The sequence below is a fragment of the Flagellimonas olearia genome (genome assembly GCF_004150225.1).
In the GTDB taxonomy this organism is placed as follows: domain Bacteria; phylum Bacteroidota; class Bacteroidia; order Flavobacteriales; family Flavobacteriaceae; genus Flagellimonas; species Flagellimonas olearia.
On record NZ_ML142913.1, the window covers coordinates 64,725 to 91,097 of the forward strand.

Below are 26,373 nucleotides of genomic sequence, written 5' to 3' on the forward strand. Positions count from 1 at the left end.
TTCGCTGCTAATATATAGTTTAATCTTCAAATTCTTCCCTGAGGATACGAACGACTTCCTGTACAGTTTCCTCTTCCAGGTCGGTTCGCTTCACCAAGTCACTTACATCTTGTTCCAAAACGCTTCGGGCGGTATCCAATCCAATTTTCTTGAATTCCTCTATCACCCAGCTTTCTATCTCATCCGAGAATTCGGTCAATTCCACATCTTCCTCAACTCCTTCACGGAACACATCAATCTCATAACCAGTCAATTGACCCGCCAATCGAATGTTATGACCTCCTCTACCGATAGCTTTGGACACTTCCTCAGGCTTTAAGTAAACCTGAGCTGTCTTTTTCTCATCGTTCAACTTAACGGACGATACCCTTGCCGGGCTCAATGCCCTAGTGACCATCAATTGTGCATTGTTGGTCCAGTTGATCACATCAATATTTTCATTGCCCAATTCACGGACAATTCCATGGATTCGACTACCTTTCATTCCCACACAAGCTCCTACGGGATCAATCCTATCGTCATACGAATCCACAGCAACTTTTGCTTTTTCGCCCGGGATACGAACGGCTTTTTTAATGGTGATCAAACCATCGAACACTTCTGGGATTTCCTGGAAGAACAATTGCTCCAAGAAAATAGGTGAGGTCCGTGACATAATGATGGTAGGCTTGTTTCCTTTCAATTCCACGCTCTCGATGATACCCCTTACGTTATCGCCCTTGCGGAAAAAGTCAGATGGAATCTGCTTTTCCTTTGGAAGAATGATCTCGTTCCCTTCATCATCCAACAAAATAATGGCCTTGTGACGAATGTGGTGTACCTCAGCGGTGTAAATCTCACCCTCCAAGTCTTTAAATTGCTTGTAGATGGTGGTATTATCGTGCTCATGGATCTTGGAGATAAGGTTTTGGCGCAAGGCCAAAATGGCCCTTCTCCCAAGGTCGATCAACTTTACTTCTTCGGAAACATCTTCCCCAACCTCAAAATCGGGCTCGATTTTTCTAGCTTCCGTAAGGGAGATTTCCTCGTTGGGGTCTTCCACTTCACCGTCCTCTACCACAACTCGGTTTCTCCAAATCTCCAAATCCCCTTTATCTGGGTTGATGATGATATCAAAGTTATCATCGGAACCAAATTTTTTCTTGAGTGCATTTCGGAACACATCTTCCAAAATGGCCATAAGGGTCACCCTGTCAATAAACTTATCGTCCTTAAACTCCGAAAAGGATTCGATGAGCGCTAGGTTTTCCATTTTTAAACTACAATTAAAATTTTAAAATAACTTTTGCTTCCTGTATGTCAGAAAATGCAATTTCCTGCTTTTTCTGTACGGTAACTTTTCCTTTACCCACGGGTTTGGGCTCACGTGCCTTCCACTCCAAGGTAATACTATTTTCCGAGGTCTGGACCAAGGTGCCTTCCAACTCTTCACCACCTGTCCTGACCTTTATTTTTCTACCAATATTCTTTGTATACTGACGTGGCAACCGTAATGGGGATGTAGCTCCCGCCGAGGTGACCTCCAAAGAAAAATCCTCTTCTTCACGATCCAAGTTGTGCTCTATGGCACGACTCACATTCATGCAATCCTGAAGATCGACCCCGTTATCTCCGTCCAAAACCACCCTTATGGTGTTATCCCCTCCTACGGTAAAATCAATCAAAAACAAAGATGGATGTTCCTCCAAAGCCTTGTTCAACAACGATTCCACTTTTTCTTTCAACATGAGCACATCAAATAAAGGTTGTCCCTTTCCAAAAACTGAAGCGGCAATACTAGGTTTTCTTGGTGATCAAAAAGGATTTTGCCAATAAAAGAGGGGACTCTAAGTCCCCTCATGAATACTTTTATATCCGTTCAGCTGCGCAAATATACGATAATTATATCAGTATGTGCAAACTAAGGTCACAAAACTGTTTTTGCGATTTGAATCCAAGAAAGCATCCCGTCCCACACCCTATTTGCTTCCTCTACCTTTCCAAACAAAAAGATGTCCAGAATCCCTCCATTATCCGGGAATAGGCGGCCAGAATCATATATATCCCCAATAAACATCCGTATTCCCCCATTTCACAACAAATATTTTCAACAGAACTTCCCGCGGTTAGTTTTGCACTCTTAAACACAAAAGTGGTAATGGGCTTGATCATACATGGCAGACAGACAGCAAAAAGAAAATCACTAAGGAACTATCTTGTCCTTATCCTTTTCTTGCAGTGCAGTTTATCCCTATTCTCCCAAACCACCATTTGGAACGAGAACTTCAGTTATGGCAATGGTACTGAAACCGGAACTGCCACAGGTCCTTCCGCTTCAGACTGGAGCACTAATAGAGGGGGAAGGCTATCCGTTCGAAACAATACACTAAGGGGAAGAAATTTGGACTCAGAAGGTACCTGGCAAACTGATCCGATTGATATCACGGGATACGGTTTCATTAGTTTCAGCATGGAAACCTGGGTGGATGATGAAGATGAAATGGACAATGGCAATGATTATTTCAGAGGAGCATACCGTATTGACGGAGGATCTTGGCAGCAATTCGTAAATGCCTCTGGATCGGATTCGGACCCACTGGACCCTTCTTATACGGTAAACCTATCCACTACCGGGAATTCCACCCTCGAAATCAGGGTACAAATGCTCAACCATGACAATGATGAGCAATATTATATTGATGATGTTTCGGTTGTTGGATATTCTGGAATATGCAACGGCGAGCTTGATTTTGAATTTTATGATAGTGTCCCATCAGGTTACACCACAGACAATATCCCAACTTCCGGAGCCTTGGGAACAGGCGTGTTCTCCAGTTTTGATGTGGATGCCCTCCAAAATCAGGAAGACCCGGGGGATGCGGAAACTTTCAGTATCCGATATTCAGGGTATATCCAAATCAGCACTGCAGGTTCTTATACTTTTTACACCTCATCAGACGACGGTTCCAAGCTGTTCATTGATGGAACCCAAGTGGTGGACAACGATGGCCTACACGGCACGCAAGAAAGGTCGGGCTCCATATCCCTCACTGCTGGCTTGCATCCCATCACTGTCCTGTTTTTTGAAAACAGCGGTGGAGAGACCCTGACGGTTCAATACCAAGGCCCTTCCATTTCCAAACAAAACGTACCTTTTTCCATATTGTATTCCAATTGCAGTGTAGCCATAGCAGATTTGGACGGCGATGGCATTGAGGACAGTGTTGACGTTGATGACGACAACGATGGTATATTGGATACTGATGAATGTGGCGGGTTGAGTGTAAATTATGCCATATCAGCTACCAATATCAGACACTTTAGCAATGACTCCAACGCCCAAGGAAATCCCGGGACAACATATGCCTCCAACTCGGCCACCACATATCCCGGAGCAAGCTCCATCCTACTTCTTCAGTTCCCAACCGCATTGCCGGTAGGCACCAATGTAAGTGTATTTTTAGGGGCAGATCCCGCAGTGACCGATACAGATATGCAATTACAACGTTCGGATGCCGCAGGAAACAGCAATGGCTGGATTGCCAATGCCGACAATACTGCACCGGGCTCCATACGGGAAGTTACCTTTACCGTAAACACAAATCCCTTGGAGTACCTTCGCATTGAGGCCTACCAAATTGGAGCAAGAATCTATGGGGCCAGCTACAATGGGACTGTGGATTGTACAACCGTTGATACCGATGGGGACGGCATCCCCAATTACCAAGATCTTGACAGCGACGGTGACGGAATCCCCGATAATGTGGAAGCCCAAACCTCCTCTGGATATACCGCGCCCACTGGTAACGATTCGGACAATGATGGACTGGACAACGCCTATGAAACCAGCGGAATTTCCTACGTGGACACCGACGGGGATGGCACACCGGATTTTTTGGATACGGACAGTGACAATGACGGAACAAATGACACCACGGAAGCCGCCCTTTCCCTCTCAGGAACGGATAGCGACAATGATGGTCTGGATGATAGTATAGACACCTCAACCGATTACAGTGACCCAGGTGGAACCATTGATGACCCCACAACAACCAGTGGAGGTAGCATTATGCTGCCAGATTCCGATGGGGACACTGCATCCGGTGGTGATTTGGATTTTAGGGACGATACCAATGATGGCAATCAACCCCCATCCATTACTGCCTCTGGAGACCAGATCTTCTGCCCTGGCAGTCCAATGGCCATTGTTGAAAGTGTATCCATTTCAGACCCGGACACCGCTACTTTGGATGCGGTCTACATACAGATCACTTCCAATTATGACAACTCGGGCGACCTCTTGAGCTTAACGGGCACACATCCCAATATTACCGCCAGTTGGAGCTCTTCGGAAGGAAGACTGACCTTGACCGGTCCGGCCACACTGGCTGAGTTTGAAACCGCAGTGGCAGCCGTTACTTTTCAAACCACCGCAACCGTTGCCTCTGGGGATACCCGAAGTTTCTCCATCGTATTGAACGAGGCCAATTACCTGGCCTCTACCGGACACTATTACGAATATGTACCCGCATTGGGCATTACTTGGACCTCTGCCAGGGATGCCGCCGCCCTGCGAACATTCTATGGGCTCCAAGGATATTTGGCCACCATTTCCATTCAGGATGAATCTGACCTTTTGGGATCCCAAGCTCCCGGAGCCGGATGGATCGGAGCCAGTGATGCTGCCTTGGAAGGGGATTGGTACTGGGTAACAGGCCCTGAAGCCGGAACTTTGTTCTGGAGAGGAAACTCCTCCGGAACGGCTTATGCCTATGAATTTTGGAATGGCGGTGAACCGAACAATTCAGGCGACGAAGATTATGCACATATCACCGCCCCAGGAGTCGGCCTTCCCGGTTCTTGGAATGACCTCTCCAACACAGGAGCTGCAAGCGGGGATTATCAACCCAAAGGATATTTAGTGGAATATGGAGGCATGCCCGGCGACCCGGCCGCACCCAACATAGCTGCCACGTCCACCATTACCGTGGACAATGTTGCGCCAACAGCCAGTAATCCAGCACCCTTATCAGTGTATTGCACAGATGACATTCCCGTACCCGATGTCACCGTTGTCAACGACGAAGCCGATAACTGCGACCCAAACCCTACCGTAACTTTTATCAGTGATGTGAGTGATGGCGGGTCCAATCCAGAAATCATTACTCGTACGTATAGGATAACCGATGCTTCCGGCAATTCTCTGGACGTACAACAGACCATCACCGTTTCACCATTCGCTATTTCAAGTCAACCCACTGACCAAAATGTGGTTGCAGGAAATGCTGCCAACTTCTCCGTAACCGCTAGCAATGTGGACACCTACCAATGGGAAGTGAGCACCGACGGGGGCAGCAATTTTGTATCCCTTACCGATGGTTCGGAATATACCGGGACCCAAACAGCCAATCTTTCCGTTATCGGAGCAGGCACGGACAAAAACGGGTACATCTTCCGCGTATGGGTTTCCAACTCCTCGGGGTCTTGCAATGCCCTTGCTTCGGATGAAGCCACCCTAACGGTAAAAGTGGGGACCGTAATCACCAATCGTAGGGTTACTTACCGAGTGAACAAAGATTAACCCTGAACTAAAAAAACCACCCCATTTTGGACCAAACCCTTGGCTAAGACCCAATAGGTTTTTTCATTCCAAATTCCTGTTACCTTTACGGCATGAGGCTTTTTCAAAATCCGAAGACTGTATTCTATTTTAAGCGGATTCTTCCTTTTGGCATCATTTGGTTGGTACTCAGTTGGTTTATTTTGCTCATTGAATCCATGGCCACCGAATATAAAAATGTCCGTCCCGAAACGGACATTACGGTTACCTGGGATGTTTTTCTATTCGCCTCCCTTGCGGTTTTTATAGTAGGTTTGGCCGTAGGGACCCTAGAGGTGTTTTGGTTGGGCAAACTATTTAAATCCAAAGGTTTTGGACAAAAGATTCTATATAAAATGGGATTTTACCTCTTGTTCATGTTGGTCATCAACCTGATTGCCTATCCCATTGCGGCGAGTCTTGAGCTCAATACTTCATTGGGAAATCCTGAAGTATGGCAAAAATTTTCAAATTATGTGGTCAGTCGAACTTTTTTAAGCACCTTGATCTCATTGGCCTTTAGCATTTTTGTCTCGTTGCTATATTCAGGCATCAGTGAACATCTGGGACATGATGTACTGATTAACTTTTTCTCGGGCAAGTACCATCAACCTAAAGAGGAGTCCCGCATTTTCATGTTTCTGGACATGAAATCCTCCACATCCTTGGCAGAGCAATTGGGACATCAACAATACTTCCGCTTTTTAAGGGACTACTACAACCAACTTTCCAACGCAATCATTGCACACCATGGTGAAGTGTACCAATACATTGGAGATGAAATTGTAATTACCTGGAAACAGGACAAGGGCTTAACCCAACAAAATTGCGTGCAGTGTTTTTACAGCATGAAAGAAGCCCTTGAAAAAAAATCAGCTTTTTTCATTAAAACCTATGGTGTGACCCCCTCATTTAGGGCTGGACTTCATATGGGCCATGTGACCACCGGGGAAATCGGGGCCCTCAAAAAAGAAATATTTTTTACAGGGGATGTCCTGAACGTTACTGCCCGAATACAAAAATTATGCAAATCACTTGATCAGGAACTCCTTCTCTCCGGGGAATTAAAAACCCTATTGGAGCCAACAGCCCCATTTGGATTTGAAGCCTTGGGAACCATGGAACTGGAAGGTCGGAAAGCACAAGTGTCGATTTTTGCTCCCTTGATGTAAAAACATACCTTATAAAGATGAATTGATTCTTTATGGATTTTATCTTCTATCCGCCATCTGCTCTTTTTACAATATCGTTAACACCCCTGCGGGCCATTCGTTAAATCTCACAAAAGTGCACCAAAAAGTGACGGACCTTTCTGGTGGTGGCCAAAGAGACCCATCACCCACCATAAAATCCCCAAAAGAGTGTTAAATCCTTTGAATGTGTTTGAATTTTGTAAGCCTTTTTCCATCAAATAGTGATATTTTCATGCCAAGCATTACAATTATGGCAAAACTGAATTTAAAAATCAACGGAGAAGTAAAAGAGGTAGACGTAGATCCATCCACACCCATACTGTGGGTATTGCGGGATCATTTGAACCTTGTAGGGACCAAATATGGCTGTGGCATTGCACAATGCGGGGCCTGTACCGTTCATTTGGACGGCACGGCCACCCGATCTTGTATGCTTACCGTATCCATGGTGGGGAATTCTGAAATCACCACCATCGAAGGACTATCCGAAAATGGTGACCATCCCGTACAAAAGGCATGGTTGGATGTGGACGTGCCCCAATGCGGCTATTGCCAAGCAGGCCAGATCATGACTGCGGCAGCCTTGTTGGACAAGAACCCCAACCCAAGCGACGAAGAAATAGAAATGGCCATGAATGGAAACATTTGTAGATGTGGAACTTATTTGCGGATTAAAAAGGCCGTGAAAATAGCGTCCGAAAACAGCTAGGTCAAACCAATACTAAAACAAAAATCATGAACCAGATAGACAAACATATCGGGCGAAGAGCCTTTATACGAAATACCGGCCTTGCCGGTGGAGGATTGATTATTGGGTTTAGTTGGCTGAACTCCTGCAAACCCAAAAACATTTCCACTGAGCAAGCTCTTGAAATGCCCAAAGAGTGGTTTGAAATCAATGCATATATCAAAATAGGTGATAATGGGGTGGCCACCATTTTCTGCCCAAACCCCGAATTTGGTCAAGGCGTCATGACCGCTATGCCCATGATCGTTGCCGAGGAACTGGACATCTCCTGGAAAGATGTTTTGGTGAAACAGGCTCCGTTCAACACTGAATTATACGAACGGCAATTCACTGGAGGAAGCCAAGGTATTCGCCGTAGTTGGGAAGGCCTTCGCATGGCCGGGGCAACCGCCAAACAAATGCTAAAGCAAGCTGCTGCGGAAGCATGGCAAGTCCCTGTTTCCGAGATTTTGGTTTCCGATGGGGTATTGAGTCATGAAGCCACCGGAAAAACCGCTGGGTTTGGTGAAATGGCCGCTGCCGCATCAAACATGGAGGTTCCCGAAAATGTGGAAACCAAGGCCGTAAAAGATTTTAAGATCATCAGTCACTCAAAGAAAAATGTAGAGGGCAAACAGATTGTGACCGGTGAGCCCATGTTCGGCTTGGATTATCAATACGAAGGCACCTTGATCGCCATGGTGGAACATCCACCTGCCTTTGGCCTGAAACTGAAATCATTTGATGATTCCGAAGTGCGCAACATGCCCGGTATTGTGGATGTATTCCAAATCAATACCTACGACGACAATTTTGTCCGAAATTTTTTCGACACCAACGCATTTCCAGATTTGGTGGCCATTGTGGGCAAAACCACTTGGGAGGTCATGAACGCCAAAAAGAAACTCAAGGCAGAATGGGAGCCCATCACTGAGAAAAAACTCACCTTCGACCGTTTTGGAAGTATCAGTGAGGTGACCGTTCCCAGCGGATTGGAAAGTACCAAAAAGCATGACGAGCTCATGGAGAAGATGGCTTCCCAACCTGGGGAAATTGCCAGAAAGGATGGAGACCCGGAATCCGCGTTCAAAAATGCAGCTAAGGTATTGGAAAGGTCCTATAGCTGCCCGTTTTTGGCACACAACTGTATGGAACCCATGAACTTCTTTGCCCATGTGACCGAGGAAGGCATCAAACTGGCAGGTCCATCACAGGCCCCCAGTATCATTGAATCCACTTTGGCATCCCGTTTGGATGTACCCGCGGAAAAAATTGAGATAGAAATGACGCGAATGGGAGGCGGTTTTGGACGTAGGGCCTATGGCCATTATGCCATTGAGGCTGCCCTGATCTCTAAACAGGCCAAGACGCCCATCAAGTTGGTGTACAGCAGGGAAGATGATATGACTTTTGGAATTTATCGTCCATCCTACCAAGCCACCTACCGCGCCGCATTGGATGAAAACAACAACCTGATAGCCTTCCACGTAAAATCTGGAGGCGTTCCTGAAAGTCCGCTCTTCGCCAACCGTTTTCCAGCGGGGGCGGTCGATAATTATTTAGCGGAACAATGGGTCATCAATTCAAACATTACCATTGGTGCGTTCCGAGCACCCCGATCCAATTTTACTGCTGGCGTAGAACAGGCCTTCTTGGATGAAGTGGCCGAGGCAGCAGGCAAAGACCCTATCGATTTTAGGTTGGAATTGCTCAAACGGGTCAAGGAAAACCCAGTGGGGGAAGAAAATGATTATGACCCGGACCGTATTGCCGGCGTATTGAAGCTGGTCAAGGAAAAATCCAATTGGGGACAAACCCCACCAGGAGTCCATCGAGGTGTTTCCGCATATTTCTGCCATAATAGCTATGCCGCCCATGTAGTGGATGTGGTGATGGATGGGGACCAACCACGGGTTGAAAAGGTGACATGCGCCATTGATTGCGGCATTGTCATAAATCCGGATGCAGCTTCCCTTATGGCCGAAGGAGCTATTGTTGATGGCATTGGAAATGCCATGTACGGCAACATGTCCTTTACCGATGGAAAGCCGGACCATTCCAATTTTGACACCTATAAAATGATACGACAAAATGAGGCCCCAAAAGAAATTGAGGTTCATTTCGTGCAAAACGAAATTGATCCGACCGGATTGGGCGAACCACCATTTCCGCCCGTATTTGGAGCTTTGGCCAATGCGCTGTACAAAGCCACTGGCAGAAGATTTACCAAACAACCTTTTAGCACCGACAAACCACCTTTGGTGGGTTAACCATAAAAAACATACGTCCCAAGGGCATACTAAATGACATCCATAAAAACCAAAATCGGAAGACGAGCGTTTATCAAAAATACCAGCCTGGCCAGTGGTGGACTTGTTCTGGGCTTTAGCTGGCTGAATTCCTGCAAGCCAAAAGTAGGCTTGGACATGGCAGCCAAAGAACTGCCCAAAGAATGGTTTGAACTGAACGGCTACTTAAAAATTGGAGAAAACGGATTGGTCACCATCCTGTCCCCCAACCCCGAAGCAGGTCAGAATGTAAAGACGTCCATGCCCATGATCATTGCCGATGAATTGGATGTGGACTGGAAAGATGTCATGGTTGAACAAGCCCCGTTGGACACAGGAGCCTTTACGCGACAATTTATTGGCGGAAGTCAAGCTTTACGTCAAGGATGGACCGGCTTACGGATGGCAGGAGCATCGGCACGGCAAATGCTGAAAGAGGCAGCAGCCCAAGCCTGGAAGGTGCCTGCGGACGAAATAAAAACTTCCGGAGGAATGCTGAGCCATGAAGGTTCCGGCAATTCTGCAACCTACGGTGACATGGCCTCCGTGGCCGCATCAATGCAGGTCCCCGAAGAAGTACAGCTCAAGGAGAAGAACGATTTCACCATCATTGGCACCTCCCAAAAGAATGTGGACGGCATGAATATCGTGACCGGCAAACCACTTTTTGGCATCGACACCCATCAAGAAGGTATGCTCATCGCCATGATCGTGCATCCACCGGCCTTTGGATTACAACTTAAATCCATAGACGACTCAGAGGTTAGGTCTATGCCGGGCATCCGGGATGTCTTTAAAGTCAAAGTATTCAATGATGATTATATCAAGACCTTCTTTGATACCCGCACTTATAATGAAGTAGCGGTAATCGTAGGAGATTCCACTTGGCAGGTAATGCAAGCCAAAAAAGCCTTGAAAATAGAATGTGAACCCATCCAAAGCGCAACAGAAACCAGGGATAGATTTGGAACTACTTGGGAGCAACATACCCCAAAGGGTCTTGAAAACACGGAGGACCATTATGCCCAGATGCGTAGTAGGGCCGAAAAAGGAGGGGAAGTCCGTCGTAGGGATGGAAATCCGGAACAAGCTTTCGCAACGGCCACCAAAGTGATTGAACGCACTTATACCGCCCCGTTTTTGGCACACAACTGTATGGAGCCCATGAACTTTTTTGCGAATGTGAAAGACGGCAAAGCAGAATTGATAGGCCCTCTGCAAAAACCGGAATTTACGGAGCAGACCCTTTCGGCCCGCACAGGCATTCCCTTGGAGAACATAGATATTAAAATGACACGCTTGGGCGGTGGTTACGGTAGGCGTTCCTATGCCCATTGGCTCGTGGAAGCCGCTCTGATTTCACAAAGGATGGAAGCCCCCATAAAACTGATCTATACCCGTGAGGATGATATGACAGATGGCATCTATAGGCCAACCTACCATGCCAAACTGAGGGCTGCGTTGGATGCCAACAACAACCTTATCGCCTACCATGTAAATGCCGGAGGTGTTCCCGAATGTCCGCTTTATGAAAACCGATTCCCAGCTGGGGCGGTAGATCATTATTTGGCAGAGGGCTGGACCATTGACAGCAACATTACCGTAGGCTCCTTTAGGGCTCCAAGTTCCAATTTCATGGCCTGCGCCGAACAATCCTTTTTGGACGAGGTAGCCGAAGTCGCCGGAAAAGACCCCATTGATTTTCGACTGGAACTGTTAGATAGGGCTATCAATAAACCTATGGAAGGCGTGACCAATGATTATGACCCGGCACGCTATGCCGGAGTTTTAAAGCTGGTCAAGGAAAAATCCGAATGGGGAAATCAAGATGCAAAGACAAGTCGTGGTGTGGCCGCCTATTTTTGCCATAATTCCTACGCAGCCCAAGTCTTGGATATGGTCATGGAGGAAGGGAAACCCAAAGTACAGAAAGTGACCTGTGCGGTTGACTGCGGCATAGTGGTGAATCCCGATGCAGCTACAAATTTGGCGGAAGGTGGTATTGTGGACGGGATTGGAAATGCACTTTTTGGCGAACTTACCTTCAAAGAGGGCATGCCAACCAAAAAGAATTTCGACACCTACCGAATGATCCGCATGCAAGAAGCCCCAAAGGAAATCGAGGTACATTTTGTAAAGAGCGATATAGACCCGACCGGATTGGGAGAGCCCACTTTTCCACCCATATTCCCAGCCTTGGCCAACGCCATCTATCAAGCAACAGGAAAACGTCTCTATAAACAACCTTTTTTTAAGAACGGAGCCATATAGTTTTAAAGCTATGGCAAGATGGATTGGGGAGAGCTAAAAGAGCTAGCATCTCTTTTCTCGACCACAAAATCACCAAAGCTTAAGCTTGAAAGGGTTTATGTTTTCCCATACTGGAGAAATCCCCTCAATTATAAATTCAAGATGTCGAAGAAATTGGCCTTGTAGCTTTCCCCTATCGGAATTCGGACATCATTGATCACGATTCTGTTCCTCTGCACCGTTTTGATGCATGAAATATTGACCACAAAGGATTTATGTACTCTTAAAAACTGGTGGGCCGGCAGCTTTTCCATAATCTCCTTGAAACTCATCAAGGTCAGTATGGCCTTATTGGTACCCTGCACATGTATTTTAAGGTAATCTTTAAGTCCTTGGATATATTGCAAATCATTAAGATTGATCTTCACACTTTCATACTCCGCCTTTACAAAGATGTATTCCGAGGATTTTGTTCCTTCCCCGTGGGACGGAAAAACATTCTGGGGCTCAACGGGTCTTTTGTAGCCCATAACTTCCTTGGCCCTTGAAATTGCCTTGATAAACCGATTGTAGGGTATGGGCTTTACCAGATAATCAATGGCATTCAAATTGAAGCCTTCAACCGCATATTGCGAATAGGCCGTGGTGAAAATGAACATAGGGGTATTGTCCAAAGAGGAAATGAAATCAATTCCGTTGATCTGGGGCATTTCGATATCACAGAAAATAAGGTCCACCTTTTTTTCCTTGATTATGGAAATAGCTTCCAGGGGATTGGTAAACGTACCTTCCAGTTCCACAAAGTCCAGCTTCTGGCAATATTCCATCAACAAATCTATTGCCAATGGTTCATCATCAATTATGATACATTTCATTCTTTACCAATTTACTATTCTTTAGGCCACAAGTCAAGAATAAGGGTCACTTCATAATTTTGGCCATCATTGACTATTTCCAGGGTATGCCTATTTGGATACAACAGGTTCAACCTATTTTTCACATTCTCCAGACCCACTCCCGAGCTACCCTGTTCTGCCCTGTGCGCACCTATTCTATTCCTGACCTTAAACACAATGGACTCATTTTCTATCTGAAGGTTTATTTCAACATGTGTTTTTCCTTTAAAATCCGTTCCGTACTTGAATGCATTTTCAATAAAGGAAATAAAGAGCAAAGGGGGCAACTCTTTCCCTTTTTCATCCCCGGACATCCGCAGCTTCACGTTGACACTATCGGACAAGCGCAACCTTTGTAGCTGAACATAATTTTTAATATAGTCCATTTCTTTGCCCAAGGGTACACTTTCCTTGTCGGCTTCATACAACATATATCGCATGAGCTCGGAAAGGGTGATGATCGCTTCGGAAGTTATACTGGAATTTTTTACTGAAAGTGAATAAATGGCATTCAGCGAATTAAATAGAAAATGGGGATTAAGCTGTGTTTTAAGGACCTGTAACTCCGAATGGACCTTTTCGTTTTCCACTTGGACCCTAAGCCCTTCGTTCCTTCTCCACTCCATATACAACCGAAGGAGTCCACTCACAAAAATCGGCGCACTCAAATTGAGCATAGTGAAAATCTGACGCACCCAAAAATCGGAAGCCCTTCCCCTATCTTCAATAAATCGGGCAGGACCGCGAGGTCCAAAATCAAAACTTAAATTAATGATAAGCCCAATACCCAAGACAATGGCCAAACAAGCAACAATGTAGTAGGCCGTATGCCTTTTCAACAAAATCCGGGGTACGAGCAGATAATAGTTTATGTAAAAAAGCGCCACCACAAAGGTAAGTCGCAAAGGAAGGTCCGGTGGAATCAATCGGAACTGAAACAGAAATGGCATTAAAAAAAGTCCGTACAACAGTATCCATAATGATAAATGGATAATGAACATTCTTATTTTTGGTCGCCCTGAAACCATACGATATTAGCTAAGGCCTTAAAATTACAACATCCAAGGCTTTAATGTCTTCCAGGGAAAGCTCAGGGGATTGTCTCTCCGCAATCTTTTCAACAACCAGTCCCGCCACGGAAGTGGCATCTTCTGGATTTTGAAATGGGACGTTTCCCCTGAGCACTGGAATACACTCTTGTTGGATAAGCAGTCTATCACCATAAAATATTTGATAGCCATACCCATTGCCAACTTTAATAACTTCTGTCCGAAATTGGGTTTTGTCTTCCTCTTCACTGCTCTCCTTAAAAAGGAAACCCAAACCAATAATCGTGGCGCCAATGAACATCAATAATACCATCATCATGGTTTTTGCCATAGTATTGGAACCCAATCCCTTCATTCCCGAAAAATTTTTCTTGGACAAACTTCCATTATCACTTCCCATCCGGATCAATCCTCGTCATCATATTCCTCAAATGGCAAGAACTCGTCCAAATCATCCAGATAAAGGGTTCCATTTCTACCCATCCCTACAAAAGCTCTGGTGGAATTGGAAAAGGCAATGGCATCTTGCCGAGTGGAGCCTTCAAAACTGGTCTTGGATTCCCAGGTATCGGAAGACGCATCGTACTCCCAAACGCTGATGGTGGCACCACTTCGTTCCCCACAGGCAATGTAACCATAGCCATTCAATTCAAAACCAACAGCATTGCTTCTAGTGATCGTATATTCATCCTCCTCGTCCAAATCTGTTTTTTTGGTCCAATCTTCGGTATCCGGGTCAAATGCCCAAAAGTCGTCCAGATATACCCCATTGGAAACCCCGGTCCCCATATATACAGTTCCATTTACCGTGAATGTAGTGGCAGCCCTTCTTTTGTCGCCACCAAATCCTTCCAGCTCGGTCCAGGTATCCGTAGAAGGATCATATTTCCAGAAATCCTTTCTATCGTTCTCTCCATCATATCCGGTACCAAAATATCCAAAGCCGTTGGCCGAAAATGCCACCGCACTCCTCCGCTTTATACCGGGAAGCGAATCAATTTGTGTCCAGCTATTGGTCGTTGGGTCATAAGAATAAAAATCACTCAGTTCGTCTACACCATCATAGCCAGAACCGATATAGCCTTTGCCTTCAATATCGAATCCTACCGCAGCATTTCTGGGCACCCCTGGAAAATCCGCTTTTTGGGACCAATAATCGCCTTCAATATCATAGGCCCAAAACGAGTTGAGATAGTCATCCCCGTCATAGCCAACTCCCATATACCCCATATTATCAATTACAAATGAGGCTGCCCCACTTCTTGGGCTTCCATCAAATACGGATCGATCTATCCAATTCCCCAAGTCCTCAACATCCTCATCGTTGGAACAACTTAAAAGAAACATCCCAGAAAGGATCACAACAAACGCTTTACTTGTCACTTGTACTATCTTGTCCATGTCAACCATTTAATTTTTGCCAAAAGTAATTTTAGGGCCTTTCTGGTTGAAAGGGAATATATGAACCCTGCGTTTTAACCTTTCAACCCCAAAAAAACATCGACGAACGCGGACCAAAGTTTTATAGAGAAAAAACAACGACTTTGTCCCATAATTATCCAAGTTGGTCTATTCCCATTTTTAAGGGCTTTTGCAGCTTATACTTTTGGTGAAAACTAAATTTATGAGAAGATTATTGGGAATGATCACCCCTTCCATTCTACTGTTGGCCTCCTGCACTTCCGAAAATTACAATTCTTCCGATTTCTTGGCAGGCGAGGCGTTTTCCGACAGCAATATGCGGGTTGTTTTAATCGACACCATGACGATAGAAACCTCCACCATGAAATTTGACAGCATCCAGACCAGTCAATCCAGTCGGATTTTGGTCGGACAATATTCCGACCCCATTTTTGGAAAGGTCAAAGCCTCCAGCTATATGGGGTTGATTCCAAACTCATTCTCAATAGACAGCGAGGCAGAATATGACAGCATTGTCCTTTTTCTGAAACTGGACAACTACTATTACAATGATACCCTTGAGACCAGCACCCTGCACATAAAGCGATTGACAAAGACCCTTAGACCCAATGAAGGTGATGCGCTCTATAACACGGCAGAGGCATCTTACCTTGACGAGGACCTGGGAGCACTTTCCTATCAACCAAGGCCCATGGAATCTGACACAATTGCCATTAAGATCTCCGATGAACTCGGCAGGGAACTCTTCAACGGGCTTCAAGAAAAATTGATCACCAATACCGACCAGTTCAAAGACTACTTTAAAGGTATTGGGATACTTCCCGGAGACAATGACAATGGCTCTGTAGTTGGTTTTTCCAAAGATACCGGTGCCAGTTTTATGCGTTTGTACTATGGCATTTCAGAAGAGGATGAACGGGTTCAGGACAACATCGACTTTGAGTTGGATCTTAGCACTACCCCTGTCCCCTTTTTCAACCAGATTTTGGCCGAAAATCCTATTGAACAACTCCAAATGTTACAGGATAAGGAGTCCGTACTTTCCAGTTCGGAAGCCGCCAATAGATGTTTTGTGCAATCCGGGGTTGGGGTAGCGGCCCGAATTCAGTTTCCGACCGTCAAGACCATTTACGATATAAGGGGGCAGGGCACCATATTGGACGCTGTTCTTAAAATAAAACCCGAACCGGGCAGCTTTGACGACAATCTCATACTTCGCGACACCCTATCCGTTTATGTGGTGGACCGCAACAATGACCTGATACAGCAATTGTTTTATCAAGAAGTATCCCCTGTACAAGCTATCCTCAACAGAGAAAAAGAAGAATTCAACGAAATCTATTATGAAATCCAACTGGGCAGCTACATAGAACAGCTGTTACTGGCCGAAAGGGAAACCAATGAGGCATTGATCCTATTACCCAATAACTACGACTCCACAGTGGACCGCTTTGTTCTAAACGGTATGGACAATTCAGATTTTCGAACCCTACTGGAACTAACCTACGCAATATATGATGAAGATGAAGAATAGATTTTGGATCCTTTTGCTCCCCGCCCTAATGGCCCAGATTACCTTCTCACAGTCGGAAGGTCTAACCAGTTCACCCTACTCCCTTTACGGTCTTGGAACCATAAACCAAAGCAGTATTGGTATCTCCAACGGTCTAGGGCATAGCGGAATTGGACTCAAACAGGAAACCGGGATAAGCAATCTCAACCCAGCAAACTTTGCATTGGTTCCGCAAAACTCCTTTTTTTATGACATTGGAATCAAGGGCGAACTAAACCACTATAACAACCGAGGAGACGGAGAATCCAAAACAACCCTTAATTTTTCCAACTTGGCATTCGCTTTCCGAATCACGGAGGGGCTTGGGGCCGGAGTCACCATGATTCCCTACAGTGATGTTGGATACTCCCTTCTGGGATTATCCTCCAATATTGAAGGCTCCAATGAATCTTTTGAGAGCAATGTGTATGGCCTTGGAGGGCTCAGTGACTTGAGTATAAATTTGGGGTATAGCCTTACAGAATCCTTACGGCTCGGATTTACGGGTTCATTCTTATTTGGAAATATAGAGGAAACCGAATCCTTTGTGATAAGCCGAAGCTACTTGGAACTCACCGAAACCACCAATTATAGTGGATTTCGAATCGGATTTGGCACCCATTGGGATATTGGCCAAAATATTACCTTGGGAGGTGTTTTGAAACTGCCCGTCACCCTGAATGGAAATCTCACACGGACGGTGGCCAAGATCCTCGATGGCGAGGAGATCGTTGTTGTGGATGCTGAAGCGGACAATGATGTTTCAGATTTTAAACTCCCCATGGAATTGGGGTTTGGAATAAGCGCCAAACTCAAAGATTCTTTTACCCTAACGGCCGATTATCGCAAAAGCTTTTGGGATGCCACCCATCAGTCCGAGCATATTGGAACCTACACGGACCAGGACACCTATGCCTTTGGCTTGCAATATCTCAATAACCAAAGGGCCTATAAATATTGGAAAAGGATTGGTTATCGCGCAGGGTTTAACTATGACAATGGGTATTTGGCACTTAACAACCAAAAGATAGATGGCTACACCTTTACGGCAGGACTGGGATTGCCTATTGGGGTGTTTTCCAACTCTATGATAAACTTATCGTATGGCTACAGTTCCAAAGGGTATGTGCAAAATATATTGGTAAGGGAAAAATACCATACACTAACGGTGAATTTAAGTCTTGAAGATCTTTGGTTCAAAAAAAGGAAAATTAATTAGCCCCCTCTTTCACCAAAACAAAAAAACCTGCATTACGTAAATGCAGGTTTTTTTTGTTGGCCTACTAGGACTCGAACCTAGAATGACTGAACCAAAATCAGTAGTGTTGCCAATTACACCATAGGCCAGTACCAATATTCAGCTGAACTTGATTCAGCTTTTGAGCGTGCAAATTTAAAACAAAGTTTTATTTCAACAAATATTTTGGGAAGATTACGAACTATTTTTCCATATCCTGCTGTTAAAGCTTTTCCAAAAATGGACAATCGTCTCTCCGATATTTACTAAATTCGCCCCAATCTGGTTAAGCACCATCCATTATGTTTGCAAAAGACTTCAAAAAATGGGACACCATCCTTGGGTGGGTTTCTTTCACCATAGCATTTATCGTATATGCCCTAACCGTTGAACCCACTGGAAGTTTTTGGGACGCCGGGGAATACATTTCCACTTCAGCAAAACTACAAGTGGGGCACCCTCCAGGGGCCCCATTGCTGCAAATGATCGGAGCCTTTTTTGCCATGTTCGCCTTTGGCGATACCTCTAAGGTTGCACTGATGGTCAATGCGGTATCCATTGTATCCAGTGCCTTTACCGTACTGTTCATGTTTTGGACCATCACCAATTTGGTGAAAAAGATGGTAGCCAAAGGCAAACCCATCACCAATAGCAAGGCCATTGCCATTTTGGGAAGTGGACTGGTAGGTGCCTTGGCCTTTACTTTTTCGGACAGTTTTTGGTTCAATGCGGTGGAAACCGAAGTATATGCCATGGCCAGTTTGATCATGGCCCTACTACTTTGGCTAGGATTAAAATGGACTGACAACTTGGACGATCCAAGAGGTCATCGTTGGTTATTGCTTATCTGCTTTTTGATCGGGTTAACCTTTGGAATCCAATTCATGGGCTTTTTGGCCATTCCGTCCATAGGATTGCTCTATTATTTCAAAAAATACAAGCAGACCAACGCAAAGAACTTTCTTTTGGCCAATATGGCCGTTATCGGAGTTTTGATACTGGTCTATAAATTCTCGCTCACCTATGTGCTCAAGCTCTTTGGATGGAGCGAGGTCTTTTTTATCAACGAAGTGGGCCTACCGTTCAATTCCGGGACTATCATCATGGCCATCCTTTTTATTGCGGCCTTCTATTTTGCGCTCCGATATACGCGAAAACACCATTTCTACGCAGGAAATATCATTGTACTATGCCTTATGTTCATGTTCCTTGGTTTTTCCTCTTGGTTGATGTTGCCCATTCGCGCCAACGCCAAAACGGTGGTAAACGAAAACAATCCAGCAGATGCCAGGGCACTTTTGGCCTATTACAACCGGGAGCAATACCCCGGTGTGGAAAGTCCGTTTTATGGAGCCTACTACTCCGACACGTTTGCCCCTGCGGGCGAAGACAAGGATGAAAGCCCCAAATATGAGAAAGATCTTAAATTGGGCAAGTATGTCATTGTAAACCATTACGAAAATGCCCTTCAGGGTCCCAATGAAAAGCATGTGGGCTTCTTGCCCAGGATGTGGAGCGATCAGCATGCCGAAAATTACATGCGCTATTTTGGCGCACTGGATTTCCGTATAAAGTCCGAATACATTTCCAACAATGACCTCCGCGAAGCGGTAGGTCAATTTAAAACGGCATATGGCCAGGGCGAACTGGATACCGAACAATACATTCGCTTTTTACGTGAATTTGGGGAGTATATAGAAGTAGAACCCCCAACTCTGGGCCAAAACCTACGATACCTTTTTGAATTCCAATTTGGATATATGTACATGCGCTATTTCATGTGGAACTTCGTGGGCAAACAAAATGATGTCCAAGGAAGATATGATGACAATGGACATTGGCTCAGTGGCATTGGCTTTTTGGACAGTCTTCAATTGGGAAGCCAGGACAATCTTCCCAGCGAATGGAAGAACAACAAGGCGCGGAACACCTACTTCTTCCTACCCCTGCTTTTGGGAATTATTGGTATTGTATTTCAGATTTCAAGAAACCCCAAACACTTTTGGGTCCTGTTCGTATTTTTTATGTTTACCGGACTGGCCATTCAGTTCTACACCAACCCATATATTTTTCAGCCTAGGGAACGGGACTATTCTCTCGTAGGTTCTTTCTACATTTTTTGCATTTGGATAGGTTTGGGCGTGTATGGGCTGTTCGAAGAATTCAAAAAAATGTTATCCGCCAAGATAGCGGCTCCTTTGATCACATCCCTGTGCTTATTGGGAGTACCCCTTTTGATGGCGGCGGAGAATTGGGACGATCATGACCGTTCAGGTCGATATACGGCACAATCCACGGCCAAGGCCTATTTGGATTCTTGTCAGGAAGATGCCGGGGCCATTCTGTTCACCATTGGCGACAACGACACTTTCCCTTTATGGTACGTACAGGAAATTGAGCAGTACCGAACCGATGTCCGGGTAGTGAACACCAGTCTTTTTGCCACCGATTGGTACATCGACCAGATGAAACGGAAAGCCTACGAAAGTGAGGCCATCCCTTCACAGCTCACCCATGATAAATACCGCTACGGATCCAGGGACGCCATCTACTACCAAAATGTCACCGATAGCCGTTGGAACATCAAGGATTTCATGAACTGGGTAGGTAGCGACAAACCCCAGACCAAGTACAGACATATTATGGAAAGTCGCGGAGCGGATATTAGCCAATACCCCGCAAGCACACTGGACATTGTATACTATCCCACCAACAAAATCCGTATCCCAGTCAACAAAAAGAACGTTTTGGAAAGCGGACTTGTCAAGGAAAAGGATTCTGCCCTGATTTTGGATTATATTGATATAGACCTTCCGCAAAGTGCCCTTCCCAAGAACAGGATATTAATGTTGGACCTAATCGCCAACAATGATTGGAAACGTCCCATCTATTTTTCCGGGGGTAGCTTTGACAGTGCCGAATATATCTGGATGAAGGATTATCTTCAACTGGACGGTCTGGTGTACAAATTGGTACCCATCAAGACCAAGAGTCGAAATTCCTTTGAAATGGGACGTATTGACACTGACTTGATGTTTGACATCGTAAAGAAATGGGATTGGGGCAATTCCGGCAGTGATAAAATCTACCACGACCCACAAACCCGTTCGCAAGGTCTTTCCTTTAGAGGGAATCTGGCCCGATTGATGGAAACCCTGATTGCGGAAAACAAAATAGACAAGGCCCGTGAGGTGATTGAAATCGCCATGACCAATATGCCCGTGGACAAATATGGTTTCTATGCCTTTGTGGAACCTTTTGTGGATGGGTATTACAAAGTGGGCGATACCGAAAAGGCAAGGGCCCTATTTGAAAAACTAAAAAAGATCTATCAAGAGCGATTGGAATACTATGCCGGAATTCCCTTGGATGAACAATATGGGAAAATGGATGATATCTTGGCCGATATGCAGGCCTACAGAAGGAACATTGACATCCTTATTGAAAACCAGGACAAGGAACTGGCCGAATCGGAAACTCTCATTTTTAATGAGTATATCGACAAGTTTTCCCAATTTGCGGGTGATGAAGAAGATGTTTTTGAGGAACCGACCCTAGAGCCTAATCCGGACATGGAAGACTCCATTCCGTTGGACACTTTGAATCCTGTAGAAGATTCCACAGGATTGGAATAACCATAAAAAAAGCGAGGTAAAAACCTCGCTTTTTTTATTAAATATATTCGTTGAGTATGCCGATGAGCGTATTGGCATCTTGTTCGCCGCTCTGTCGCCAGACCATCTCTCCTTTTTTGTAGATCATCAATGTGGGCAATCCCTTTATTCTAAGGGCTTGTGACAGTTCTTTGTTCTTGTCCACATCAATCTTGACTACTTTTCCCTTGTCGCCGAGGGCTGCCGCCACATCGCGCAATACAGGGTGCATGGAAGTGGATTGTTCGTTCCATTCTGCATAAAAGTCCAGTAGCACTGGAACCTTTAAATCTATGAGTTCACCAAATTTAGACATGTGTATTCTCTGGTTTACCAACCAAAAGTAAGAAAAATTGTTAAAGTTTTACATCAAGTCAAAGCTTTAGCCCGCTGACCTTCGTTAAATTCAAGTTAAACCTTTCTCAGCCATAGTATCAAGGAAAGTTCTGAGCTATTCAAAAGTATAGAACCGCACCCAATCTATTTCCATTTCAACAGGCAATTCGGAGGGTTCCACCTCACCGACCCAACTACCGCCCAATTGCATATCCAAAAGCAAATAATGGTCTCCATCCGCATAGGGAAATTGTTCCGGTTGGTCTGTATCAATCCTAGGATAGGCAAAGGTGCGTTCGTCGTTTACATAAAACACTACACTATCCTGGTACTTTTCAACCGCATAGGTATTATATCCATTTTTGTTGATGGGTGCGGTACCATAATGCTTTGGATTGTCTTTGATCTTTAAATCGATCGTATACGTGGAATGGACCGTTTGGTAAACCGTGTCATCAAAATTAAGGTGCTCCATGATATCAATCTCCCCACCACCGGGGTATTTCTTCCCTTGGCCCAATAGCCAAAATGCCGGCCAAGCCCCTGTGGCACTGTTCAATTTGGCTCGTATTTCCAGCCTCCCCAGACCAAACACTACCTTGTCTTTGGTATACACCCCTCCCGTAAGGTATTTGGAGGTATCAGAAACAACAGAGGCATTGTTGATTCCCTTTAGCACCAACTTCCCATCCCGAAGGGCATAACAACTGTCATAATCACTCATATGCCGATTCCAGTCCGCTCCTCCCCTCGGGATCTTGGACCATTTGGTAGTATCCAAGGATTTTTGGTCAAAGTTTTCTACCCAGACCAATTTGGAATTTTGGAATGGTTTGTACCCTAAAAACGACCCAAACAATACAATTAGAAATAAAATGGCAGCAATCCTGAAAATCTTTAATGGCATTTCTTTTGGTTTAGAGATTGCCTAAAGATAACCCATCAATTCCTCAATCGGATGTTTGGATAATACTATAAAAAATAAAGAATAGTGTTTTTAAAAAAAGCCTTTAGGATAATGCCTTTTTCTTCAAGGTGATAACGGAAATCTCGGGCCAAATACCAAAACGTCCGGGATAACCTATAAACCCAAAACCGCGGTTCACGTTGATAAACTGTCCCATTTCCTTGTACAGTCCTGCCCAATATTTGTAACGCCACTTCACCGGGCTCCACTTTATCCACCCGGGAATCTCCACACCAAACTGCATACCGTGGGTATGCCCGCTTAAGGTCAAATGATAATGATAGTCATCCTGCAAGGCCACATCTTCCCAATGGGAAGGGTCATGGCTCAACAGGATTTTAAAATCGTTCTTATCCACTCCTTCTTTGGCCATTTGGAGGTCTCCAGCCTTTTTAAAACCACCGCGCCCCCAGTTTTCTACACCCAATAGGGCTATTTTTTGGCCGTCCTTTTCCAAATAGCGGTTAGAATTCAGAATAAGATCAAAGCCCATTTCCTTTTGCATCACCTTAAGATCTTCCAAGTTTTGGGCTTTGGCCGCTTCGGATTCCCAAGAAGTATAATCCCCATAATCATGGTTACCCAAGATGGAAAACTTCCCATCCTTGGCTTCCAATCGGGAGAAGACCTCTTTCCAAGGTTCCATTTCAGAAGTCCTGTCGTTCACCAAATCACCTGTAAAGAAAATCACGTCACTTTGCTGGGCATTGATCAAGTCTATGCCATAGGAAACTTTCCTAAAATTATCGAAGCTACCGCTATGCACATCTGAAATCTGGGTAATCTGATATCCATCAAAAGCATCTGGGAGGTCATCAAACTCCACCTCGTATTTGAGTACTTGGTAATTATACTTGCCCCGGTACATGCCATAGAGCATAGCTCCAAACGGAATGGAAGCCAATCCCAAGGCCAATCCACTGAGAAACTTTCTACGGGACGGAAAGTGCCCTCCCTGTGACGTCACTTCACCTACCACTTTATTGTAGGCAAAGGCCACTAACCGTACCACATCCTCAACCAAAAGGAAAAATCCAAGAACCAATGCCAAGAGAAAAAACGCCAGAAAAATCCCGGCAGACATTGCTACAGCACCACGAATTCCATCACCGGGCACATAGGTGATGATCTTGATGGCCACGAACAACAGCGCGCCCAAAAAAAGAATTCCATAAGCCCAATGCATCCATGGACTCTTAAACAACGTCCTGAACGCTTGAAAGCCATACATGGCAAAGACTATATAAAGAACTCCCAATAGGATAAAACGAGACATGCAATTTTTTTTACAAAATTATCGCTAAACTTCTAAAAAATAGGGTTTTTGGATTTATTTAACGGCTTGAACAATACGACGAACAACTGCCTCATTTGTTACCGCCACCTCATCCTCAACTAAATGTTTGGAAGAATTCATGCTGATTTTCCCCTCAAGATCCACGGGGTTTCCAAAGGAAGTTCCCGAACAATGTATGGCGCTCAGCCCTATTGCTTTGAACATTGGCGCATTCTGTGGAGCTACTCCTCCCCCGGCCATGATGGTCATCGAGGTCTGTTGTTGCCATGCTTCAAGATGATTGATACCTTTTTCGGCCGATGTCTCTCCTCCCGAGGTCAAAACGGTATCCACGCCCATGGCTTCCAATTTAGCCAAAGCCACAAGCGGATCGGGTATCCATTCAAAGGCACGGTGAAACGTAAAATGTAGCGGTTTGGCCAAGTTTACCAGTTCTTGGGTCCGTTCCACATCCAAGGTACCATCTTTCAAAAGGACACCGGAGACTATCCCCTGTACTCCCGCTTTCTTGCATTGTACAATATCCGCCTTCATCACCTCAAACTCAGCATCGGAATAGGTAAAATGGGCACTTCGGGGACGGATGAGCACATGGATAGGTATCTGTAGATTTTGTTTGACCAGCTCAAGCAGACCGTGGGATGGGGTTACTCCGCCAACCCCTAGTTCCGAACAAAGTTCAATACGGTCCGCCCTTGCTTTTTGGGCATTCAATGCCGATTCCAACGAATTGGCACAAACTTCTACAAGCATATTCCTATCTTTAAAAGCTAAAAATAAACAACCCTTCAATGCAAAGACGAAAATTCCTTAAAAATTCAAGCCTTACCACTGCAGGATTGCTGTCAGTTCCCGTATTGGCCTCATGTAAAGACGAAAATAAGACCCCCGAAACCGTTCCTCCCATCCAAGCCGTAAAACCCATTGCGGTATGCACCTGGAACTTTGGCAATGCCACGGCCAAAGCCTGGGAAGTATTGAACAGCGGAGGCTCCGCTTTGGATGCCGTGGAGCAGGGTGTCATGATAGAAGAAGCCGATGTGACCAACGAAACGGTTGGAAAAGGAGGACGCCCCGATCGTGACGGCAATGTAACCTTGGATGCCTGTATCATGGACAAGGATGGCAATTGCGGTTCTGTGGTCTACCTCCAGAACATTGCACATCCCGTGTCCGTGGCCCGAAAAGTAATGGAAGAAACCCCCCATATTATTTTAGCGGGCAAGGGTGCCGAAAAGTTTGCCTACGAACAAGGTTTCAAAAAAGAGGATTTACTCACCGAAAGTACCCGAAAACAATATCAGGAATGGCTCAAAACTTCAAAGTACGAGACCACTATCAATATAGAAAATCACGATACCATTGGGATGTTGGCCATTGATGCCAACGGGGACATAGCCGGGGCCTGTACCACCAGTGGAATGGCCTACAAGGTGGCCGGTCGAGTGGGGGACTCCCCCATTATTGGTGCCGGATTGTATGTGGACAATGAAGTGGGTGGCGCCACGGCCACCGGGGTCGGTGAAGAGGTGATCCGTACCGTGGGCAGTTTTTTGATCGTGGAATTGATGCGACAAGGCATGAGCCCCCAAGAAGCCTGCGAGGTGGGTGTAAAACGCATCATGAAAAAAAATGAGGGCCGCAAGGATTTCCAGATCGGGTTCCTGGCCATCAACAAAAATGGGGAAACGGGAGGCTATTGCGTACATCCCGGGTTTACCTACCGCGAGTACAGTGAAAACGGCCACGAGAACAGGCAGGTGAGCAGTTTTTATTCCAAGACATAAGACCGCTGTGCTTTAGAAACAAGACCGCTGCGCTTTTAGATTCAAGATGTCTTGACTCTTGGCTCCAGTTTCTTGCTTCTATTAAACCGCAATTCGTACTTTTAAAAACTGCCTATTGCTAATTGATCATTGCATTATTGC

19 protein-coding genes and 1 tRNA gene are annotated in these 26,373 nt (G+C 45.3%); 9 read left to right on the top strand and 11 right to left on the bottom strand.

What is annotated here, in order from left to right:
• Nucleotides 1–19: 19 nt before the first annotated feature.
• Together nusA and rimP are read right to left on the bottom strand one after the other, a co-directional pair.
• Nucleotides 20–1,252: a transcription termination factor NusA gene (gene nusA / locus DN53_RS14855; protein ID WP_129655496.1), complete on the bottom strand. Its 1,233-nt coding sequence runs from the start codon at nucleotides 1,250–1,252 to the stop codon at nucleotides 20–22.
• Nucleotides 1,253–1,265: 13 nt separating this feature from the next.
• Complete coding sequence (gene rimP / locus DN53_RS14860; protein WP_129655498.1) at nucleotides 1,266–1,727, bottom strand: ribosome assembly cofactor RimP; 462 nt, start codon at nucleotides 1,725–1,727, stop codon at nucleotides 1,266–1,268.
• 410 nt (nucleotides 1,728–2,137) lie between these two features.
• Here rimP and DN53_RS14865 point away from each other — a divergent pair, with 410 nt between their 5' ends.
• The 5 genes from DN53_RS14865 (at nucleotide 2,138) to DN53_RS14885 (ending at nucleotide 12,057) form a co-directional block, all read left to right on the top strand.
• Nucleotides 2,138–5,560 carry a PA14 domain-containing protein gene (locus DN53_RS14865; protein WP_129655500.1) on the top strand — a complete coding sequence of 1,141 codons (3,423 nt, stop codon included), beginning with the start codon at nucleotides 2,138–2,140 and terminating at the stop codon, nucleotides 5,558–5,560.
• Nucleotides 5,561–5,652: 92 nt separating this feature from the next.
• Entirely contained in the window at nucleotides 5,653–6,750 is a 1,098-nt protein-coding gene (locus tag DN53_RS14870; RefSeq protein ID WP_242502163.1) for an adenylate/guanylate cyclase domain-containing protein, read from the top strand.
• A 271-nt stretch (nucleotides 6,751–7,021) separates the two neighbouring features.
• A complete protein-coding gene (locus DN53_RS14875; protein WP_129655502.1) occupies nucleotides 7,022–7,480 on the top strand; it encodes a (2Fe-2S)-binding protein in 459 nt (152 codons plus the stop codon).
• 26 nt (nucleotides 7,481–7,506) lie between these two features.
• Nucleotides 7,507–9,768 carry a xanthine dehydrogenase family protein molybdopterin-binding subunit gene (locus tag DN53_RS14880; protein ID WP_129655504.1) on the top strand — a complete coding sequence of 754 codons (2,262 nt, stop codon included), beginning with the start codon at nucleotides 7,507–7,509 and terminating at the stop codon, nucleotides 9,766–9,768.
• 33 nt (nucleotides 9,769–9,801) lie between these two features.
• Nucleotides 9,802–12,057 carry a xanthine dehydrogenase family protein molybdopterin-binding subunit gene (locus tag DN53_RS14885; protein ID WP_129655506.1) on the top strand — a complete coding sequence of 752 codons (2,256 nt, stop codon included), beginning with the start codon at nucleotides 9,802–9,804 and terminating at the stop codon, nucleotides 12,055–12,057.
• Between the two features lie 128 nt (nucleotides 12,058–12,185).
• Here DN53_RS14885 and DN53_RS14890 read toward each other — a convergent pair whose 3' ends face one another.
• Genes DN53_RS14890 through DN53_RS14905 form a run of 4 tightly spaced genes read right to left on the bottom strand, consistent with a single transcriptional unit; the run spans nucleotide 12,186 to nucleotide 15,382 of the window.
• Nucleotides 12,186–12,911 (bottom strand): LytR/AlgR family response regulator transcription factor, encoded by a 726-nt coding sequence (locus DN53_RS14890; RefSeq protein ID WP_129655508.1) that lies wholly within the window; start codon nucleotides 12,909–12,911, stop codon nucleotides 12,186–12,188.
• Nucleotides 12,912–12,925: 14 nt separating this feature from the next.
• Nucleotides 12,926–13,933, bottom strand: a complete 1,008-nt coding sequence (locus tag DN53_RS14895; RefSeq protein WP_242502164.1) for a sensor histidine kinase — start codon at nucleotides 13,931–13,933, stop codon at nucleotides 12,926–12,928.
• A 37-nt stretch (nucleotides 13,934–13,970) separates the two neighbouring features.
• Nucleotides 13,971–14,336: a DUF4907 domain-containing protein gene (locus DN53_RS14900; protein ID WP_165357451.1), complete on the bottom strand. Its 366-nt coding sequence runs from the start codon at nucleotides 14,334–14,336 to the stop codon at nucleotides 13,971–13,973.
• A gap of 50 nt (nucleotides 14,337–14,386) precedes the next feature.
• Nucleotides 14,387–15,382: a Kelch repeat-containing protein gene (locus DN53_RS14905; RefSeq protein WP_129655514.1), complete on the bottom strand. Its 996-nt coding sequence runs from the start codon at nucleotides 15,380–15,382 to the stop codon at nucleotides 14,387–14,389.
• Nucleotides 15,383–15,605: 223 nt separating this feature from the next.
• Here DN53_RS14905 and DN53_RS14910 point away from each other — a divergent pair, with 223 nt between their 5' ends.
• Complete coding sequence (locus tag DN53_RS14910) at nucleotides 15,606–16,937, top strand: DUF4270 family protein (RefSeq protein WP_129655516.1); 1,332 nt, start codon at nucleotides 15,606–15,608, stop codon at nucleotides 16,935–16,937.
• Nucleotides 16,927–18,174 carry a BamG family beta-barrel-assembly machinery protein gene (locus tag DN53_RS14915; RefSeq protein WP_242502165.1) on the top strand — a complete coding sequence of 416 codons (1,248 nt, stop codon included), beginning with the start codon at nucleotides 16,927–16,929 and terminating at the stop codon, nucleotides 18,172–18,174. The genes DN53_RS14910 and DN53_RS14915 overlap by 11 nt, the downstream gene beginning before the upstream one ends.
• Nucleotides 18,175–18,230: 56 nt before the next feature.
• On the opposite strand, the gene DN53_RS14920 is transcribed toward DN53_RS14915, so the two are convergent.
• Nucleotides 18,231–18,302 (bottom strand) — tRNA-Gln (locus DN53_RS14920).
• 192 nt (nucleotides 18,303–18,494) lie between these two features.
• Here DN53_RS14920 and DN53_RS14925 point away from each other — a divergent pair.
• Nucleotides 18,495–21,827 carry a glycosyltransferase family 117 protein gene (locus DN53_RS14925; RefSeq protein ID WP_129655520.1) on the top strand — a complete coding sequence of 1,111 codons (3,333 nt, stop codon included), beginning with the start codon at nucleotides 18,495–18,497 and terminating at the stop codon, nucleotides 21,825–21,827.
• A 37-nt stretch (nucleotides 21,828–21,864) separates the two neighbouring features.
• Here DN53_RS14925 and DN53_RS14930 read toward each other — a convergent pair whose 3' ends face one another.
• The 4 genes from DN53_RS14930 to DN53_RS14945 all read right to left on the bottom strand — a co-directional run bounded on the left by DN53_RS14930 (nucleotide 21,865) and on the right by DN53_RS14945 (nucleotide 25,198).
• Nucleotides 21,865–22,161, bottom strand: a complete 297-nt coding sequence (locus DN53_RS14930) for a thioredoxin family protein (protein WP_129655522.1) — start codon at nucleotides 22,159–22,161, stop codon at nucleotides 21,865–21,867.
• Nucleotides 22,162–22,296: 135 nt separating this feature from the next.
• Nucleotides 22,297–23,088, bottom strand: a complete 792-nt coding sequence (locus tag DN53_RS14935; protein WP_129655524.1) for a glycoside hydrolase family 16 protein — start codon at nucleotides 23,086–23,088, stop codon at nucleotides 22,297–22,299.
• A gap of 103 nt (nucleotides 23,089–23,191) precedes the next feature.
• On the bottom strand, nucleotides 23,192–24,424 hold the full coding sequence (locus tag DN53_RS14940) for a metallophosphoesterase (RefSeq protein ID WP_129655526.1): 1,233 nt from the start codon (nucleotides 24,422–24,424) through the stop codon (nucleotides 23,192–23,194).
• A gap of 54 nt (nucleotides 24,425–24,478) precedes the next feature.
• On the bottom strand, nucleotides 24,479–25,198 hold the full coding sequence (locus tag DN53_RS14945; RefSeq protein ID WP_129655528.1) for a copper homeostasis protein CutC: 720 nt from the start codon (nucleotides 25,196–25,198) through the stop codon (nucleotides 24,479–24,481).
• 38 nt (nucleotides 25,199–25,236) lie between these two features.
• On the opposite strand from DN53_RS14945, the gene DN53_RS14950 reads away from it, so the two are divergent.
• Nucleotides 25,237–26,232 carry an isoaspartyl peptidase/L-asparaginase family protein gene (locus DN53_RS14950; protein WP_129655530.1) on the top strand — a complete coding sequence of 332 codons (996 nt, stop codon included), beginning with the start codon at nucleotides 25,237–25,239 and terminating at the stop codon, nucleotides 26,230–26,232.
• Nucleotides 26,233–26,373 lie beyond the last annotated feature (141 nt).